The 15,180-nt window shown below is 52.5% G+C and carries 13 protein-coding genes and 1 riboswitch; of the genes, 10 read left to right on the top strand and 3 right to left on the bottom strand.

Going from position 1 to position 15,180, the window contains the following annotated elements; genetic code table 11:
- The first annotated feature begins 251 nt into the window (after positions 1 to 251).
- A riboswitch (SAM riboswitch) is annotated at positions 252 to 367 on the top strand.
- A gap of 257 nt (positions 368 to 624) precedes the next feature.
- The 4 genes from DUE52_RS01600 to DUE52_RS01585 all read left to right on the top strand — a co-directional run bounded on the left by DUE52_RS01600 (position 625) and on the right by DUE52_RS01585 (position 6,225).
- Positions 625 to 1,929 carry an O-acetylhomoserine aminocarboxypropyltransferase/cysteine synthase family protein gene (locus DUE52_RS01600; RefSeq protein WP_114404175.1) on the top strand — a complete coding sequence of 435 codons (1,305 nt, stop codon included), beginning with the start codon at positions 625 to 627 and terminating at the stop codon, positions 1,927 to 1,929.
- Positions 1,930 to 2,065: 136 nt separating this feature from the next.
- Complete coding sequence (locus DUE52_RS01595; RefSeq protein WP_114404174.1) at positions 2,066 to 3,112, top strand: homoserine O-acetyltransferase family protein; 1,047 nt, start codon at positions 2,066 to 2,068, stop codon at positions 3,110 to 3,112.
- A 220-nt stretch (positions 3,113 to 3,332) separates the two neighbouring features.
- Entirely contained in the window at positions 3,333 to 4,544 is a 1,212-nt protein-coding gene (locus DUE52_RS01590; protein ID WP_114404173.1) for an ROK family transcriptional regulator, read from the top strand.
- 16 nt (positions 4,545 to 4,560) lie between these two features.
- Positions 4,561 to 6,225 (top strand): beta-N-acetylhexosaminidase, encoded by a 1,665-nt coding sequence (locus DUE52_RS01585; RefSeq protein WP_114404172.1) that lies wholly within the window; start codon positions 4,561 to 4,563, stop codon positions 6,223 to 6,225.
- 185 nt (positions 6,226 to 6,410) lie between these two features.
- Here DUE52_RS01585 and DUE52_RS01580 read toward each other — a convergent pair whose 3' ends face one another.
- Complete coding sequence (locus DUE52_RS01580; RefSeq protein ID WP_114404171.1) at positions 6,411 to 6,644, bottom strand: (4Fe-4S)-binding protein; 234 nt, start codon at positions 6,642 to 6,644, stop codon at positions 6,411 to 6,413.
- A 107-nt stretch (positions 6,645 to 6,751) separates the two neighbouring features.
- Here DUE52_RS01580 and DUE52_RS01575 point away from each other — a divergent pair, with 107 nt between their 5' ends.
- The 3 genes from DUE52_RS01575 to DUE52_RS01565 all read left to right on the top strand — a co-directional run bounded on the left by DUE52_RS01575 (position 6,752) and on the right by DUE52_RS01565 (position 10,113).
- A complete protein-coding gene (locus DUE52_RS01575; protein WP_114404170.1) occupies positions 6,752 to 8,050 on the top strand; it encodes an acetylxylan esterase in 1,299 nt (432 codons plus the stop codon).
- Between the two features lie 111 nt (positions 8,051 to 8,161).
- Complete coding sequence (locus DUE52_RS01570) at positions 8,162 to 9,058, top strand: SAM hydrolase/SAM-dependent halogenase family protein (protein WP_114404169.1); 897 nt, start codon at positions 8,162 to 8,164, stop codon at positions 9,056 to 9,058.
- A 272-nt stretch (positions 9,059 to 9,330) separates the two neighbouring features.
- Positions 9,331 to 10,113 (top strand): M48 family metallopeptidase, encoded by a 783-nt coding sequence (locus DUE52_RS01565; protein ID WP_114404168.1) that lies wholly within the window; start codon positions 9,331 to 9,333, stop codon positions 10,111 to 10,113.
- Positions 10,114 to 10,122: 9 nt separating this feature from the next.
- On the opposite strand, the gene DUE52_RS01560 is transcribed toward DUE52_RS01565, so the two are convergent.
- Positions 10,123 to 10,953, bottom strand: a complete 831-nt coding sequence (locus tag DUE52_RS01560; RefSeq protein ID WP_114404167.1) for an ion transporter — start codon at positions 10,951 to 10,953, stop codon at positions 10,123 to 10,125.
- A gap of 36 nt (positions 10,954 to 10,989) precedes the next feature.
- Positions 10,990 to 12,621 (bottom strand): amidohydrolase, encoded by a 1,632-nt coding sequence (locus tag DUE52_RS01555; RefSeq protein ID WP_114404166.1) that lies wholly within the window; start codon positions 12,619 to 12,621, stop codon positions 10,990 to 10,992.
- A gap of 142 nt (positions 12,622 to 12,763) precedes the next feature.
- On the opposite strand from DUE52_RS01555, the gene DUE52_RS01550 reads away from it, so the two are divergent.
- The 3 genes from DUE52_RS01550 (at position 12,764) to DUE52_RS01540 (ending at position 15,144) form a co-directional block, all read left to right on the top strand.
- Positions 12,764 to 14,137 (top strand): TolC family protein, encoded by a 1,374-nt coding sequence (locus DUE52_RS01550; protein WP_114404165.1) that lies wholly within the window; start codon positions 12,764 to 12,766, stop codon positions 14,135 to 14,137.
- Positions 14,138 to 14,230: 93 nt separating this feature from the next.
- On the top strand, positions 14,231 to 14,428 hold the full coding sequence (locus DUE52_RS01545) for a DUF2188 domain-containing protein (RefSeq protein WP_114404164.1): 198 nt from the start codon (positions 14,231 to 14,233) through the stop codon (positions 14,426 to 14,428).
- A 20-nt stretch (positions 14,429 to 14,448) separates the two neighbouring features.
- Positions 14,449 to 15,144 (top strand): DUF421 domain-containing protein, encoded by a 696-nt coding sequence (locus DUE52_RS01540; protein WP_114404163.1) that lies wholly within the window; start codon positions 14,449 to 14,451, stop codon positions 15,142 to 15,144.
- The last annotated feature ends 36 nt before the right edge of the window (positions 15,145 to 15,180 follow it).

Raw genomic sequence — 15,180 nt, 5'->3', positions numbered from 1 at the left:
AATACCCTCGGCGATGTTCCGGAATTTTCGGGCAGCGCCAGACTCCTGAAACCTCTCATTTTGTGGTCGTCAGACCCTGAAATGAGAGGTTTTTTATTGGGAATACCTACCATGTCGAAGTCCTGCTCGACCGGTTTCCTGCCAAAAAATTTGCAGCATCGGGCTTCGTTCGCTATACTTGCGGCTCAAATCAAGTTTCCAACACGGTTCGAATACCCTCGAATCGTTGCAGCAGACTTCCTGCTGCGCTTGATTTATAAAGAAGAGGCAAGAGACCGGGCTCGGTGAACCTCTGGCAACCTGCCGCGCGGCAAGGTGCTACATCCCGCCTACGGATCGCTTCGGCATCCGATAGGAGATATAAATCGAACAGACACATGACCAACATCCGATGCTGTATGCCCCCGGCGGGCTACTAATTTCACACACACCAACGATACCGACAACCGGGAGAGGCTATCGGCTGCGGGTTGACGGAATGCGCCATGGATTTATCTCCGCCATTCAACAACTCCATCACTCCGGCAAACCGGCGTTTGGACGTTCCAACGTCCCGGCTGGCGCGTCAATTTCAGAATCTAACTCTCGCTTTACCAATCCTTAACTCCATAACTAGCAGCAAGTATGTCAACACCATTGCATTTTGAAACCCTGCAACTGCACGCAGGACAGGAGCCCGAGCCCACCACCAATTCGCGCGCCGTTCCCATTTATCAAACGTCTTCCTACGTTTTCGATAATGCCGAACACGGTGCTAAACTGTTTGCTCTGCAGCAGTTCGGGAACATCTATACCCGGATCATGAACCCCACGACCGATGTTTTCGAAAAGCGCATTGCGGCTCTGGAAGGCGGGGTGGCGGCTCTGGCCGTGGCGTCCGGTCAGGCGTCGCAGTTTATTGCGCTGAACAACATTCTAAGTGTGGGTGATAATTTTGTGACGACTTCCTATCTCTACGGCGGCACCTATAACCAGTTCAAGGTTTCGTTCAAACGGCTCGGAATCGATGCCCGCTTTGCCGATGGCGACAAAGTGGAAAGCTTCGAAAAGCTGATCGACGACAAAACGAAGGCCATTTACCTGGAAACCATTGGAAATCCCCAGTTTAACATTCCGGATTTTGAAGCCTTCGCGGCTTTAGCCAAAAAGCACGATCTGCCGCTCATTGTCGACAACACCTTCGGCGCGGGCGGTTATTTGTTCCGGCCCATCGAACACGGCGCGGCTGTCGTGGTTGAATCGGCCACGAAATGGATCGGCGGCCACGGCACGAGCATCGGGGGCGTGATTGTCGACAGCGGGAATTACAACTGGGGCAACGGCAAATTTCCGCAGTTTACCGAACCGTCCGAAGGCTACCACGGGCTGGTGTTCAACGACGTGTTCGGCATTGGCGGGCCGTTTGGCAACATCCAGTTCATCATTCGCGCCCGGGTCGAAGGTCTCCGCGACTGGGGCCCTTCGCTGAGTCCGTTTAATTCGTTTTTGTTTTTGCAAGGCATCGAAACGCTGTCGTTGCGCGTTGATCGCACGGTGCAAAACGCCCTTGCTCTGGCGCAGTGGCTGGAACAACACGAGCAGGTGGAACGGGTTTTCTACCCGGGTCTGGAAAGCAGTCCTTACCATGAACTGGCCAAAAAATATCTGAAACGCGGTTTTGGGGGCGTGTTGACGTTCAAGCTGAAAGCGGGGAAAGAACTGGCCGATAAGTTTATCGACAGCCTGACGATGATCAGCCACCTGGCCAATGTCGGCGATTCCAAAACGCTGATTATTCACCCGGCGGCCACCACGCACCAGCAGTTGAGCGATACCGAACAGATCAGTGCCGGGGTCGAGCCGGGTCAGTTGCGGTTGTCGGTGGGTACCGAACACCTTGACGACATCAAAGCCGACCTTGAACGGGCGTTTGCCGCCATTGGTGCTTAATCTTTTAGTTTATGGTTCATGGTTTTCAGTTTACGGTTTTCAGTTTACGGTAGCTGGCGCGTTAGGCTTCATGCGTCAGCCACCGTAAACTGAAAACCGTAAACCGTAAACTGAAAACTGATAATTCTTTTTCCGATTGGAAACCCGGTTTTTTGACTACAAATACACTTTCGCTTTAGAGTCGGGTGCGGCTCTGCCGGGCTTCCGGCTGGCGTATACGACGCGTGGAACGCTGAACAGTGACCGTTCAAATGTCGTCTGGATTTGCCATGCCCTCACGGGGAGTGCCGATCCCGGCGAATGGTGGGATGGCATGATCGGGCCGGGTAAATTCTACGATCCGGCGCATCAGTTCATCGTCTGTGCCAACGTGCTGGGCTCCTGTTACGGCTCCACAGGGCCGCTGTCGGTCAATCCGCAAACCGGCAAACCGTTTTACCACGCGTTTCCGCTGATTACGATCCACGACATTGTCAAAGCCCTGGATCTGCTCCGGCAGGAGTTGGGAATTGAACAGATTCAAACCTGCATTGGCGGCTCGCTTGGCGGGCAACAGGCGCTGGAATGGGCCATTCAACAACCCGAAGTGATTCAAAACCTGATTCTGATTGCTTCCAACGCCGTGATGTCGCCCTGGGGCATTGCCTTCAACGAAGCGCAGCGGATGGCCATTAGCACCGACCCCACCTGGCGCGAAAGCCACGATGATGCCGGCCGGACGGGTCTGAAAGCTGCCCGGGCCGTGGCCATGTTGTCGTACCGCAACTATGACACCTACGGTTTTACGCAGGCACTCGACAACAACGAGCAACTCGACCACTACAAAGCTTCCACCTACCAGCAATACCAGGGCGAAAAACTAGCCAATCGCTTCAATGCGTACACCTATTGGATTTTGTCGAAAATCATGGATTCGCACAATGTCGGCCGAAACCGGGGCAGCATCAGCCTGGCACTTGAGCAAGTCGTTTCGCGAACCCTGGCCGTCGGCATCAAATCCGATATTCTCTTTCCACCCATCGAACAAAAGATTCTGGCCCGCCATATTCCGGACGCCCGTTACGAAGAAATCGACTCGCTGTATGGTCACGACGGTTTTCTGATCGAAACCAAACCGCTCACCCAGATTATCCGAACCTGGATGGACGAACGGAAAACAGTGCTCAGGACGGCTGAAAAGTAGTTTAAGCCCGATGCGCTGACCATAAGTAAATTTTGCGTTTGCTTTCGCTTTAGTATAAATCGAGCCTGATTTGACAGAATTGTAGGATTGTTTAAAGCAAATTATTGCTGTTTTGTAAATAATTTAATAAAATCGTTCTATTAGTAAATTATTTTAAAAATATCATTCTTATATTTCATCGCTTTTCATCTCGTAGAGGTTTTAATAGAGTATTGTATTTATGGAGGCAAACTATACGGTATCCATTGTCGATAAGAAAAAGAGTCGTTTAAAGCGCGGTATTCTGAAAGAGATGTACCGACTGGGTTCCCGGACGCTGGCCCAGTTGGCCAAGGCGTTGCACGCCAGTGTTCCTTCCGTCACGATGCTGATCGATGAACTGGCGACTGAAAATTGGGTTCAGGAAATCGGTACCGGCGCGGCTCAATACGGGCGAAAACCGGCGCTGTTTGGACTACGGCCCGGAAATCAGGCAATTGTGGTGGTCGACATCAGCGTTCACGACGTTAAACTGGTGGTTTTCGATCTGACCAACCGCGTACTCGACCGCCTGGATGTCAACCTGCGTTTAGAGGATTCCGTGGCTTTTCTGGAATCGCTGAAAGGGCCGCTGGAGGAAATCTCGCACCGGATTCGGGAACACAACCTGAACATCATTGGCGTCGGTTGCGCCCTGCCCGGCCTGGTGGACCCCCGAACCGGGATCAATTACACCTACAAGAAACTGAACCGGCCCGAACAGTCGTTGCAGCAATTGCTGGCCCATTGTTTCGACTCGCCGGTTTACCTCATCAACGATACCAAGGCGACCATTCTGGGCGAACACCGGTTTGGGCTGGCAAAGGGGAAAAACCACGTTTTGTCTATCAACATCGACTGGGGGGTTGGTCTGGGTGTGATCAACAACGGTGAAATTTTGCAGGGTCTGGCCGGTTTTGCGGGTGAATTAGGGCATATCCAACTCCAGGCCGATGGCGAATTGTGCTCGTGTGGGAAAGTGGGTTGCCTGGACACCCTGACCTCGGCTTCCTCGCTGGTGCGTCGGGTAAAAGCCGGTTTGCGGGAAGGACGCGTTTCGAAACTGGCCGAAGAAAACTTTGAAGACATCGACGTCGAGCTGGTGATCGACAAAGCCAAAGCGGGCGATGAACTGGCCATCGATCTGCTCAATGAAGTGGGCGGTGAGCTGGGTAAAGGACTTTCCATTGCTGTTCATTTATTCAACCCCGAACTCATTATTGTCAATGGCGTAGTAGCCAAAGCCGAACGACTCATTACCCGCCCCATCGAACAGGCCATCGACAAGTATTGCCTGGCGGATTTTCGCAACAAGTTAGTGATCACGGTCTCCCGGCTGGGTGAAATGGCGAAACTCTACGGCACCCAGGCTTATGTTGTGCAGAGCTTACTGGAGCACGAAGAAATTCCTTAATAAATCCGCATATTGAATGAAAAAATTGTTTTTCTGTGTAGTAATATTTTGTCTGATAATTCGGGTTTCCGAAGCGCAGACGAGCCGGTATGCCCTGGTTCCTCAACCCGTTCGGCTCGATGAGCAGAAAGGGAATTTCAAACTCCCGAACGAAGTCGTCATTAGCATCGGTACCGACAACGCTGACGTGCGCCGGGTGGCCGGGATGTTGGCCGGGCAGCTTGCCAAAACCACCGGTCGGATGCCGAAAATCAAAACCGGCAAAGGCGGGACTATCGTTTTTGTAACCGAACAAAACCCCAAACTGGGCAGCGAAGGGTATTTCCTGACCGTATCGCCCAAACGCATTACGCTGACCGCTCAACAGCCCAACGGTTTTTTCTACGGGATGCAGTCGCTGCTGCAATTGATGCCCGCCGAGGTGTTTGGCATAGCGGTGGCTTCGGGCGTCGATTGGTCGGTGCCGTGCTGTGACATCGAAGACCAGCCGCGGTTTGGCTACCGGGGCGTGATGCTGGATGTGGGTCGTCATTTTTACCCGGTTCCGGCGGTGAAGAAATTCATTGATGAAATTGCCCTTCACAAACTCAATACGTTCCACTGGCACCTGACCGAAGACCAGGGCTGGCGGATTGAAATCAAAAAATACCCCAAACTGACCGAAATCGGCTCGGTCCGCAAAGAAACCATGCTGGGGCATTACCGGAACAACAAATTTGACAAAACGCCCTACGGCGGTTTTTACACGCAGGACGAAATCCGGGACGTCATCAAATACGCGCAGGAACGGTTTATTACGGTAATTCCGGAAATCGAAATGCCGGGCCACTCGATGGCGGTGCTGGCGGCTTATCCGCAATTGGGGAGCAATCCCGACAAAATTGTGCCGGTAACGGGTCGCTGGGGTGTTCACGACGATGTGCTGTTCCCACGGGAAGAAACCTTTCAGTTTCTGGAGGATGTTTTGACCGAAGTGATCGCCTTGTTTCCGAGCCAGTATATCCACATCGGCGGGGATGAATGTCCGAAAAAGCAGTGGATCGAAAGCCGGTTTTGCCAGGATCTGATCAAAAAACTGGGGCTGAAAGATGAACACGAACTGCAAAGCTACTTCATCGGACGCATCGATAAATTCATTACGTCGAAAGGCCGCAAGATGATTGGCTGGGACGAAATTCTGGAAGGCGGTTTGTCGCCCAATGCGACGGTGATGAGCTGGCGGGGTGTCGATGGCGGTATTGCGGCCGCCCGGCAGGGACACGACGCGATCATGACGCCCACCACGTTTTTCTACCTGGATTATTACCAGGCCGACCCCAAGACGGTGTCGCAACCGGTGTCGATTGGCGGGTTGCTGCCCCTGGAAAAAACGTATTCCTACGAACCCATGCCCGACAGTTTGTCGGCAGAACAGCAAAAACACATCATCGGCGTTCAGGCTAACCTCTGGACGGAATACGTCAAAACCCCGGAACACCTCGAATACATGCTGTTTCCCCGCGGAATTGCGATGGCCGAAATTGGCTGGACGCCTAAAGAACGCAGGAACCTCGACAGCTTCAAGCAGCGGCTGGACGTTCATAAAAAACGCCTGGATGCGCTGAAAATCAATTATTTCGGTGCGCCGATCAACGGTGATTTCATCTACGTCAAACCGGATGGTTCGACGGGGAAATTGTAGGTTTTTCAAGCCATACCCGTTTCTGGGCGTTAGATCGGTCATCCCTACGGGATTTTAGACCCACCTTGTTCATCTCTACCCCCGGTTGTACCGGGGGCTACAAAATGATTCATCCCTCCGGGATTATCAAATTACAAATCCTGTAGGGATGAATCATTTTGTAGCTTTTTCAGGGGGTATCGGCATTACTCTGCCGTTACCGCATCGTTCCGGAAATACGACAATGCCCCGGATGGACACTGATGGATCTGTTCCACGATGCGTTCCGTTGTCGCTCCGGCGACGGTCACCCACGGCCTTTTCCGCGGATCGAAAACGTCCGGTAAGCCCGTAAAACAGCGTCGGGAGTGCGTACAGAGGGCCGGTTTCCAGACGACGGTTATTTCGCCATTGGTGTAGCGGGTCGTGATGTCTTTCATGAATGCAGTGGTTAGAGGATGAATAAAATTTGCCTGGACAGGTAGAGAACCGCCCTTTTTTGCTTACCAACAAAAACTGCTGAATAAAATTTCAACACCTGAGCCTTATGAAAAAATGCTTCCTGCTGGTCTATCTGTACCTGCTTGTAACGGTTTGTGCCCTGGCCCAACCCGCCGAACGTCCCATTAAAATCGTCGTGGCCCCCGATCATACTGATTGGTTATACCGTCCCGGCGAATCTGTTAAATTTACCATTTCCGTTTTACAATACGGCAATCCCGTCAAAGGGGCCAAAATCCGGTATGAAATCGGGCCGGAAAAAATGGAGCCCACGAAACAGGAAACCGTGACGCTGGCCAACGGCACGACGACCGTCGATGGTGGAACAATGAAAACACCCGGTTTTCTGCGTTGCATCGCCACCGCCGAAATCAATGGCAAGACCTACCGCAATCTGGCTACGGCCGGTTTCAACCCGCTGCAGGTAGTGCCAACCGTCGAAAATCCCGCCGATTTCAAGATGTTCTGGGACAGTGCCAAAGCCGAACTCAGCCGGATTCCGCTCGATGCCCGCATGACGCTGCTGCCCGAGCGCTGCACCGAAAAAGTGAACGTGTATCAGGTCAATATTCAGAACTACGCCAACTCCCGGCTGTATGGCATTCTGTGTGTGCCGAAGCAGGAGGGGAAATATCCGGCCTTGCTGCGGGTTCCGGGGGCGGGGATTCGTCCGTACAACGGCAATATCGCCGATGCAGAAAAGGGTATTATTACCCTGGAAATCGGGATTCACGGCATTCCGGTGAACCTCGATCCGGCAGTTTATCTCAATCTGAGTGCCGGTGGGCTGGGTGGTTATCAGAATTTCAACCTCGACGACCGCGACCGGTATTACTACAAACGGGTGTATCTGGGCTGCGTGCGGGCCAACGACTTTCTGGTGAGTTTGCCGCAGTATGACGGCAGCAATCTGGCCGTAACGGGCGGTAGTCAGGGGGGCGCATTGTCGATCACCACTGCCGGTCTGGACAGCCGTGTGAAGTGGCTGGGAGCCTATTATCCGGCTTTGTCGGATGTGACGGGGTATCTGAAAGGCCGGGCTGGCGGGTGGCCGCATCTGTTTTACGGGAAGGCACTGGCTTTCAACAACACACCCGCCAAGATCAAAACCGTTGGGTATTACGACGTCGTCAATTTTGCCCGCCTGATCAAAGTACCTGGTTATTATTCCTGGGGATTCAACGACGAGACCTGCCCGCCGACCTCCATGTATGCCTCTTACAACGTAATTTCGGCTCCGAAACAGTTGAAATTATACGAAGACACCGGCCACTGGACCTATCCCGAACAAACGGAACTGATGACCACCTGGCTGGTTCAGCAGTTGAAGGGAGCAGGGAAATAGTTAAAAGTTAAGAGTTAAGAGTTGGCCGCCCGTGCGGTTCGGTTGGCTAACGTATTTTAACTTAGTAGAATAACTCTTAATTTTTAACTCTTAACTCTTAACTGATAGATCATGAACCGCAAAACCGCCTTGTTTTTGATCCACGGCTGGCTGATGGCGACTGCGCTTTTCGCCCAGAATGGTGTGTTGGTTTTTCAGTCGGATTTTGGGTTGAAAGACGGGGCGGTTTCGGCGATGAAAGGGGTGGCGGTGGGCGTGTCGCCTACGCTGAAGATTTTTGATCTGACCCACGACATTCCAGCCTACAACATCTGGGAAGCGGCATATCGGTTGTTGCAAACGGCTCCCTATTATCCCGAAGGCACGGTTTTCGTTTCGGTTTGCGACCCCGGCGTGGGAACGGATCGGAAATCGGTGGTGCTGCTCACCCAATCAGGCCATTATTTTGTGACGCCCGACAATGGAACGCTCACGCTCATTGCCGAAAAGCTAGGCATTCAGGAAGTGCGCGAAATTGACGAAGCCGTCAACCGCCTGCGCAACTCGACGGAATCCTATACTTTTCACGGCCGCGACGTTTATGCCTACACGGGAGCCCGACTGGCGGCTAAGGTCATTTCGTTGGCACAGGTCGGCAAAAAGCTGCCTGCTGAGGTTTGGAAAATACCGTACCAGAAACCGGTACTTGAAAATGGCGTTCTGAAAGGAACGGTTCCGGTGCTGGATGTGCAGTATGGCAACGTCTGGACCAACATTCCCAAACTGCTTTTTGAGCAAATGGGTGCTAAAACCGGTGAAAACCTACGCATTCGGATTTTTAATAAAAATAAGAGAGTTTTTAAGGGTAATGTATTGTTTGTGAATACCTTCGGCGAGTCGAAAGAAGGCGGGAATGTGGCCTATTTCAATAGCCTGCTCAATTTTTCAGTAGCGGTGAATAGGGGAGATTTCGCCCGAAAATATAAAATCAGCAGCGGGCCGGATTGGCGGGTTGAAATCTCGAAATAGTAAACCGTTTCTTGTTCGCCCTTTGCAGACCACCTGATCTTTTCATCCTTTTCCCGGAACTACAACCAGGTGGTTTTAACATAATTTCGAATTAACAGCAGAGCGAAAGTTGAGAAGAAAGTTGCTGGAGCAGTGAAAAGAAAGGCAGCAAAAAAACGATCATGGCGGCTTCAGACCGGGTTTTGACGAATCTCCTGAAAATTACCTGAGAACTTTTTGTTACTTTTTGGTTTAGTATACGACTAAAGTAAAAACCTTTCACTCCTCACATCATGCGTTCGCGAGCCGGTCGTTTAATTTTTGGTTTGATTGCGGCCCTCATTGCCGTTTTCACCTACTTCAGTAACACGCAGGAAAATCCGGTGACGGGTGAGAAGCAACACATCAGCCTCACGCCCGAACAGGAAGTTCAGTTGGGGCTGGAAAGTGCGCCCCAGATGGCCCAGCAGTTTGGCGGTCTCTATCCGGACGAAAAAGTTCAGCAGTCGGTGAAACGCGTTGGCCAGAAAATCGTCAATTCCACCGATGTGAAAAACAGCCCGTATCAATTTGATTTTCACGTTCTGGCCGACAACAAGACGGTTAATGCCTTTGCCGTGCCGGGCGGGCAGATTTTCATTACGGCGGCTTTGCTCGATAAATTGAAAAATGAGGATCAACTGGCGGGGGTGTTGGGTCACGAAATTACGCACGTGGTAGGTCGCCATTCGGCCGAGCAAATCGCCAAGCAACAGCTTACCCAGGGATTGGCCGGAGCAGCCGCCATTGCCACGGAAGACCCCAACTCGCCGGGCCGCAATTCAGCCATTGCGGCTTACGTCGCTAATCTGATTGGTTTGAAATACGGCCGTGATGACGAAATCGAATCCGACCAACTCGGCGTTCGGTGGATGGTCGAGAGCGGGTATAATCCCGAAGCGATGATCGATGTGATGGAAGTGCTGAAAGCCGCCGGTGGCCCCAACCGACCTTCTGAATTCATGAGCAGCCACCCCGATCCCGATAACCGCATCGAACGCATTCAGGAAGCGATTGCAAAATACAAAGGGAAATAAGGTTACGGTTTACAATTCCTTCCCACAATGCGGGCAATGCCGCTTCTGACCAGTTTTTTGGGAGCGGACGTGTTCGGCAAAACCCGAGGCTAAAATACCGGTTGGCAGGGCGAATAGACCGATGCCCAATACCGCCGTCAAACCCGCCAACACTTTTCCCAAAGGCGTCATGGGGTGAATATCGCCGTAGCCAACGGTGGCCATCGCGTTGATGCCCCACCACAAGGTGGCCGGAATACTCGAAAATTGATCGGGCTGGGTGGGGTGTTCGAGGTAGTACATAACACTCGAAATGATGACGAGCATGAACATCAGGAAGGAGACGCTCAGCACCAGTTCTTCCTTTTTGTCTTCCACCACGCTCTGAATGACCTGAAACGCCTTGGAATAGCGTGTGATGCGGAAGAGCCGGAAAATCCGGAAAATCCGCAGAATCCGGATCAGGGCCAGGTCGGTGTGAAAAAGCGTTACGTAAAACGGCAGAATCGCCAATAGGTGAACAATGGCCGTGGTGGACAGCATGTACCGGATTCGTCCGAAAACCGGGTGCCGATACTTCTCATTCTCGACGCAGATCCAGACCCGAACGACGTATTCAACCGTAAAAAAAATAACGGAAAAGATCTCAAAATCAACGAATAAATGGTCGTAGCGGAGCTTAAGCGACGGTACGGTGTTCAGAATGATGGCAACGGCATTGAGCGTAATGACGATGATCAGGGTCAGGTTGAATACCAGACTCAAACCCCGTTTTTTTCCGGTAGACGTTTCCAGTACCCGGTAAACCGTCCGGCGAAACGGGTTGGCAGCGGGCTCGTGAACGTGAGTAGAGGGTTGCATTTCAATATTCAGTGTTCAATAGTCAACTCATATAGATCAAAACAGTCGTTCTCCACCGATCCAGGTTTGCAACACCTTCACCCCTCGGAGTTGCGGGGCCGGGATCTTCATAATATCCTGTTGCAGCACCACAAAATCGGCTTGCTTGCCGGGTTCGATGCTGCCGCGCAGGTGGTCTTCAAAATTGGCGTAAGCGGCCCAACTCGTCATCGCTTTCAGGGCCGATGCACGGTCTACGGCATTTTCCATCTGGTAACCCCCGGCCGGAAACCCTTTGGCATCGACCCGGGCCACGGCGGCATGAAAACCGTAGAGCGGATTCGGTGCTTCGACCGGAAAATCACTCCCGAAAGCAATCATGCCGTTTTGTTTCATCAAATCGTTGAAGGCATAGGCTCCCTTCACCCGGATCGGCCCCAGGCGGTCGGCGGCCCAGTACATGTCGGAGGTTGCGTGGGTGGGTTGCACCGACGGAATGACCGAATACCGGTTGAATTTCCAGAAATCGTCCGGCGAAACCACCTGCGCGTGTTCGATCCGCCACCGGCGCGGGTTGGGGCTTTTCAGCAGTTTGCCGTACAGATCCAGGATCAGGTGATTGGCCGAGTCGCCGATGCAGTGCGTATTGGCCTGAAATGTGCTCGCTTCCAGCAAGGTCAAAATCCGTTCCAGTTCGGCAGGGTTCAGCAGTAGAAAACCGGCGGTTTCGGGGCGGTCGTGATACGGTTTTCGCAGACAGGCACCCCGCGACCCCAGCGCCCCGTCGGCGTAGAGTTTGAAGGAGCGAACCGTCAGCCGGTCGGTCTGGAACGGCCCCCGTTTGAGGTAATAGTCCAGATTCGGTTCGCCGAGTTTGATCATCACATAATCCCGAATCTTCAGCTTGTTTTCCCGGTGCAGTTGTTCCACCAGTTCAATATCTTTCCGATCCAGACCGGCGTCGGAAACCGTCGTCAGGCCCAGCGAGAGACACACTTTCTGAGCCGCCAGCAACATGCGTTCCTTGTCGTTGGCATCAGGCTGCGGGATGACGCGTCGGACGAGTCCCATCGCATTATCGATCAGGACCCCCGTCGGTTCGTTATTCGCGAGCACCACTTCCCCGCCGGGTACTTTTGATCCTTTGGCAATACCGGCCAGCCGTAGCGCTTTGGAGTTGAGTAAAACGGCGTGGCCATCGATGCGGGTAATGCAAACCGGGAGGTTGGGAAAGGCCGCATCCAGTTTCTCTTTGGTCGGAAATTGCTTGTCGCGCCAGTCGTTCTGATCCCAGCCCCGGCCAATGACCCAAAGGTTGGCGGGGTGTTTTTCGGAAAAGTTTTTAAGCCGTTGAACCACCTCGTCGAAGGAGTTTGTTCCCACCAGATCGGCCTGATCCAGCATCTGCCCCAACCCCAGGAAATGGGCGTGAGGGTCATAGAAACCGGGATACACCGGCTGCCCTTTCAAATCGACAACACTATCCGCCTGGTAGTCATTCAGCAAGCTTTCCGAAGAGCCGACGGCCACGAATTTTCCGTCTTTGACGGCGAAAGCCTGAGCGCTGGTGAAGAGGGAATCCGCCGTGTAAACAACCGCATGATGAACCAGTAAATCGGCCTTTTTTTTGGATGAACAAGCCGTTAAAAGGGCCATGAATAGACCGAAGAGCAGGTAGCGATGGTTCATGCCGGAAATTTACGCTTTTGGTGGAAGATTGTTTCGAAAATGTTCGGTAGAGAAGAAATACCTCCAAATCTAATTCCGGTATACAAAGAATGACAGAATATCTTTTAATTTTGAAGGTCAGATACTTAAAAATAATACCAGAATGCGCTTCTTTCTAAGCTTGCTCCTTTTCTTTTCGTTCTTTACTTCCTGGTCTCAACCCGTTCAACCGCTCGCTCCGCGCACCCGGCGCACCTCCGTCATTACGCAGGAGGGTGAAACACTTACCTTGCAGGAAGCGATTTCGGCGGCTCTTGAAAAGAGTTACCAAGTTCGCATCTTCCGGTCGCAGGAGCAGATTGCCCGCACCGATTTTAAAACGGCCAAAGCCAGTTTTTTTCCCAATGTAACGGGTAACCTAACCAATAATAGCAACTTACAAAATTTACGCCAGGAATTTCTCGACGGATTGCGTCCTCCGCAAAATCTCTACGGAATCACCAACCGGAACACGCAGGTTGGGGTGGGGGTAAACTGGACGGTTTTTAACGGTTTTGGCAACTTCATTACCTACGACCGCCTGGGCGAAGTCGTGAAGATTAGCGAAGTCAACACCCGCGCCAACATTGAAGCCACGGTGGCCGATGTGGCCACGGGCTATTATGATGTGATCCGGCAATTGCAACAACTGGTTTCACTCCGGCAGGCGCTGGATATTTCCCGCGACCGCCTGGAACTGGCCCGTGCCAATTACGAAGTTGGAACGCGCTCGCGGGTCGATTTCCTAAGTGCTCAGGTCGATTACAACGCCGATAGCTCCGCATTGGTAACGCAGCAGCAGAATGTGCGGAATGCCAAAGTATTGTTGAATACGCTCATCGTTCGGGACCCCGCCACGGAATTTGCCGTTCGGGATACGATCATTGTGCGGACGGATATTTCGCTCGACCAGCTTCGGGAGTCGTTGACCAACAACAACCCGCTGTTGATTGCTGCGTCCCTGAACCGGCGGGTTGCCGACCTGAACGTGCGGCTGGCGCGGTCGCAGCGGTTGCCGGTTGTCAATCTGGTGGGGGGGTATAATTTCACGGCCATCGATAACCAGGGCGGTTTCGGGGTTCGGAGTGCCCGCAACGATGCCCTACAGTATGGCATTCAGGCCAGCATTCCGATTTTTACCGGTTTTAACCAGCGCCGGTTGCTGGCCAATGCCCAGACGAATGCGCTCATCACCGAGTACCAGGAGTCCGACCAGCGTTTGCAACTGCAGCAGGCCCTCGAACAGACGTACTCCCAATACCGCAACAGCCTGATTCTGGTCAATCTGGAACTGGAAAGCTTCAAAATCGCCAATGAAAACGTCGAGATTGCCTTTGAACGCTACCGGGTTGGCAACTCGACGGCGGTCGAGTTCCGGGATGTACAGCGCAACGCCGTTGCCGCCGAAACCCGCCTGATCAACGCCGAATACAACACCAAAATTGCCGAAATCGAACTCCTGCGGCTCAGCAGCCAGATTCTGCAACAAACGAAGTGAGATAAGAGTTAAGAGTGATGAGTTAAGAGTTAAAAAAACAGATACGATGCTTTTTTTAACTCTTAACTCATCACTCTTATCTCTTATCTCATCATGCCCTGGACGAAGCAGGATTATCCGGTGTCGTTGAAGAATTTTATGGCGCCGGTGCGGAACAAGGCGATTTCGATTGCCAATGCGCTGCTGAAAGAAGGAATGGAGGAGGAACGGGCGATTCCGATTGCCACCTCCAAAGCCGAAGAATGGGCGGCCAACCGGAACTTGAAAATCCGGAAAGACAAGGCATCCTGAGTAAATCGAAAACACGGTCGATGAACAACGAAGAGCCGATTCAGGCTTTTGACTGGCAACGGATGTTGCTGCACGATTTTCCCTTGAGTTACCTCGGTGAGGTGGCTTTGCGGACGTTTGTCATGTTTTTGATTTTGCTGACCGCCCTCAAAATATCGGGCAAGCGGGAGGTGAAACAACTCTCGGTTTTCGAACTGGTGCTGGTCATCGGCCTGGGGTCAGCCGCGGGCGATCCCATGTTCTACCACGATGTGCCGCTGCTGGCGGCTGCGGTGGTGTTCGTGGTGATGATGGGCAGTTACAAATTCTTCACCCGGCTCAGTGACAAGAGCAAACCCGTCCGCGAATTTCTGGAAGGGAAACCGGTTTACGTCATCGAAAATGGCTGTATTCTGGTGCAGAACTTCGATGACGAAGACCTGGGTCTGGATGAGCTGTTTGCTGAACTGCGGATGGCGGGTATTGAACATCTCGGACAGGTTCGGACGGCGATTCTGGAACACAACGGCGAAGTCAGCATTTTTAAGTTCAAAGACGACGATATAAAGCCGGGTTTACCGATTCTTCCCCATAAATTAAAAGAATCCCTCGATATGATTTCCGAAGCCGGGATTTATGCTTGCTGCCAGTGTGGCCAGGTGGTGGAATACGGCAAAGGGCCGGTTTCAACCTGCCAGCGGTGCGACCATCACCGGTGGGTGCGGGCGCAGGGGTGAAGCCTGAATTTACTACATTGTGAAGGCAGCGTGATT

Source organism: Larkinella punicea, from assembly GCF_003334855.1.
GTDB lineage: Bacteria > Bacteroidota > Bacteroidia > Cytophagales > Spirosomataceae > Larkinella > Larkinella punicea.
This window is presented reverse-complemented; position numbering and strand designations above follow the sequence as displayed.

Excerpts from the sequence above, each read along its gene's own strand:
- DUE52_RS01545 (WP_114404164.1), top strand. The coding sequence starts at position 14,231 with ATGCCCTGGACGAAGCAGGATTATCCGGTGTCGTTGAAGAATTTTATG.
- DUE52_RS01590 (WP_114404173.1), top strand. The coding sequence starts at position 3,333 with ATGGAGGCAAACTATACGGTATCCATTGTCGATAAGAAAAAGAGTCGT.
- DUE52_RS01570 (WP_114404169.1), top strand. The coding sequence starts at position 8,162 with ATGAACCGCAAAACCGCCTTGTTTTTGATCCACGGCTGGCTGATGGCG.
- DUE52_RS01540 (WP_114404163.1), top strand. The coding sequence starts at position 14,449 with ATGAACAACGAAGAGCCGATTCAGGCTTTTGACTGGCAACGGATGTTG.
- DUE52_RS01575 (WP_114404170.1), top strand. The coding sequence starts at position 6,752 with ATGAAAAAATGCTTCCTGCTGGTCTATCTGTACCTGCTTGTAACGGTT.
- DUE52_RS01560 (WP_114404167.1), bottom strand. The coding sequence starts at position 10,953 with ATGCAACCCTCTACTCACGTTCACGAGCCCGCTGCCAACCCGTTTCGC.
- DUE52_RS01550 (WP_114404165.1), top strand. The coding sequence starts at position 12,764 with ATGCGCTTCTTTCTAAGCTTGCTCCTTTTCTTTTCGTTCTTTACTTCC.
- DUE52_RS01555 (WP_114404166.1), bottom strand. The coding sequence starts at position 12,621 with ATGAACCATCGCTACCTGCTCTTCGGTCTATTCATGGCCCTTTTAACG.
- DUE52_RS01580 (WP_114404171.1), bottom strand. The coding sequence starts at position 6,644 with ATGAAAGACATCACGACCCGCTACACCAATGGCGAAATAACCGTCGTC.
- DUE52_RS01565 (WP_114404168.1), top strand. The coding sequence starts at position 9,331 with ATGCGTTCGCGAGCCGGTCGTTTAATTTTTGGTTTGATTGCGGCCCTC.
- DUE52_RS01600 (WP_114404175.1), top strand. The coding sequence starts at position 625 with ATGTCAACACCATTGCATTTTGAAACCCTGCAACTGCACGCAGGACAG.
- DUE52_RS01585 (WP_114404172.1), top strand. The coding sequence starts at position 4,561 with ATGAAAAAATTGTTTTTCTGTGTAGTAATATTTTGTCTGATAATTCGG.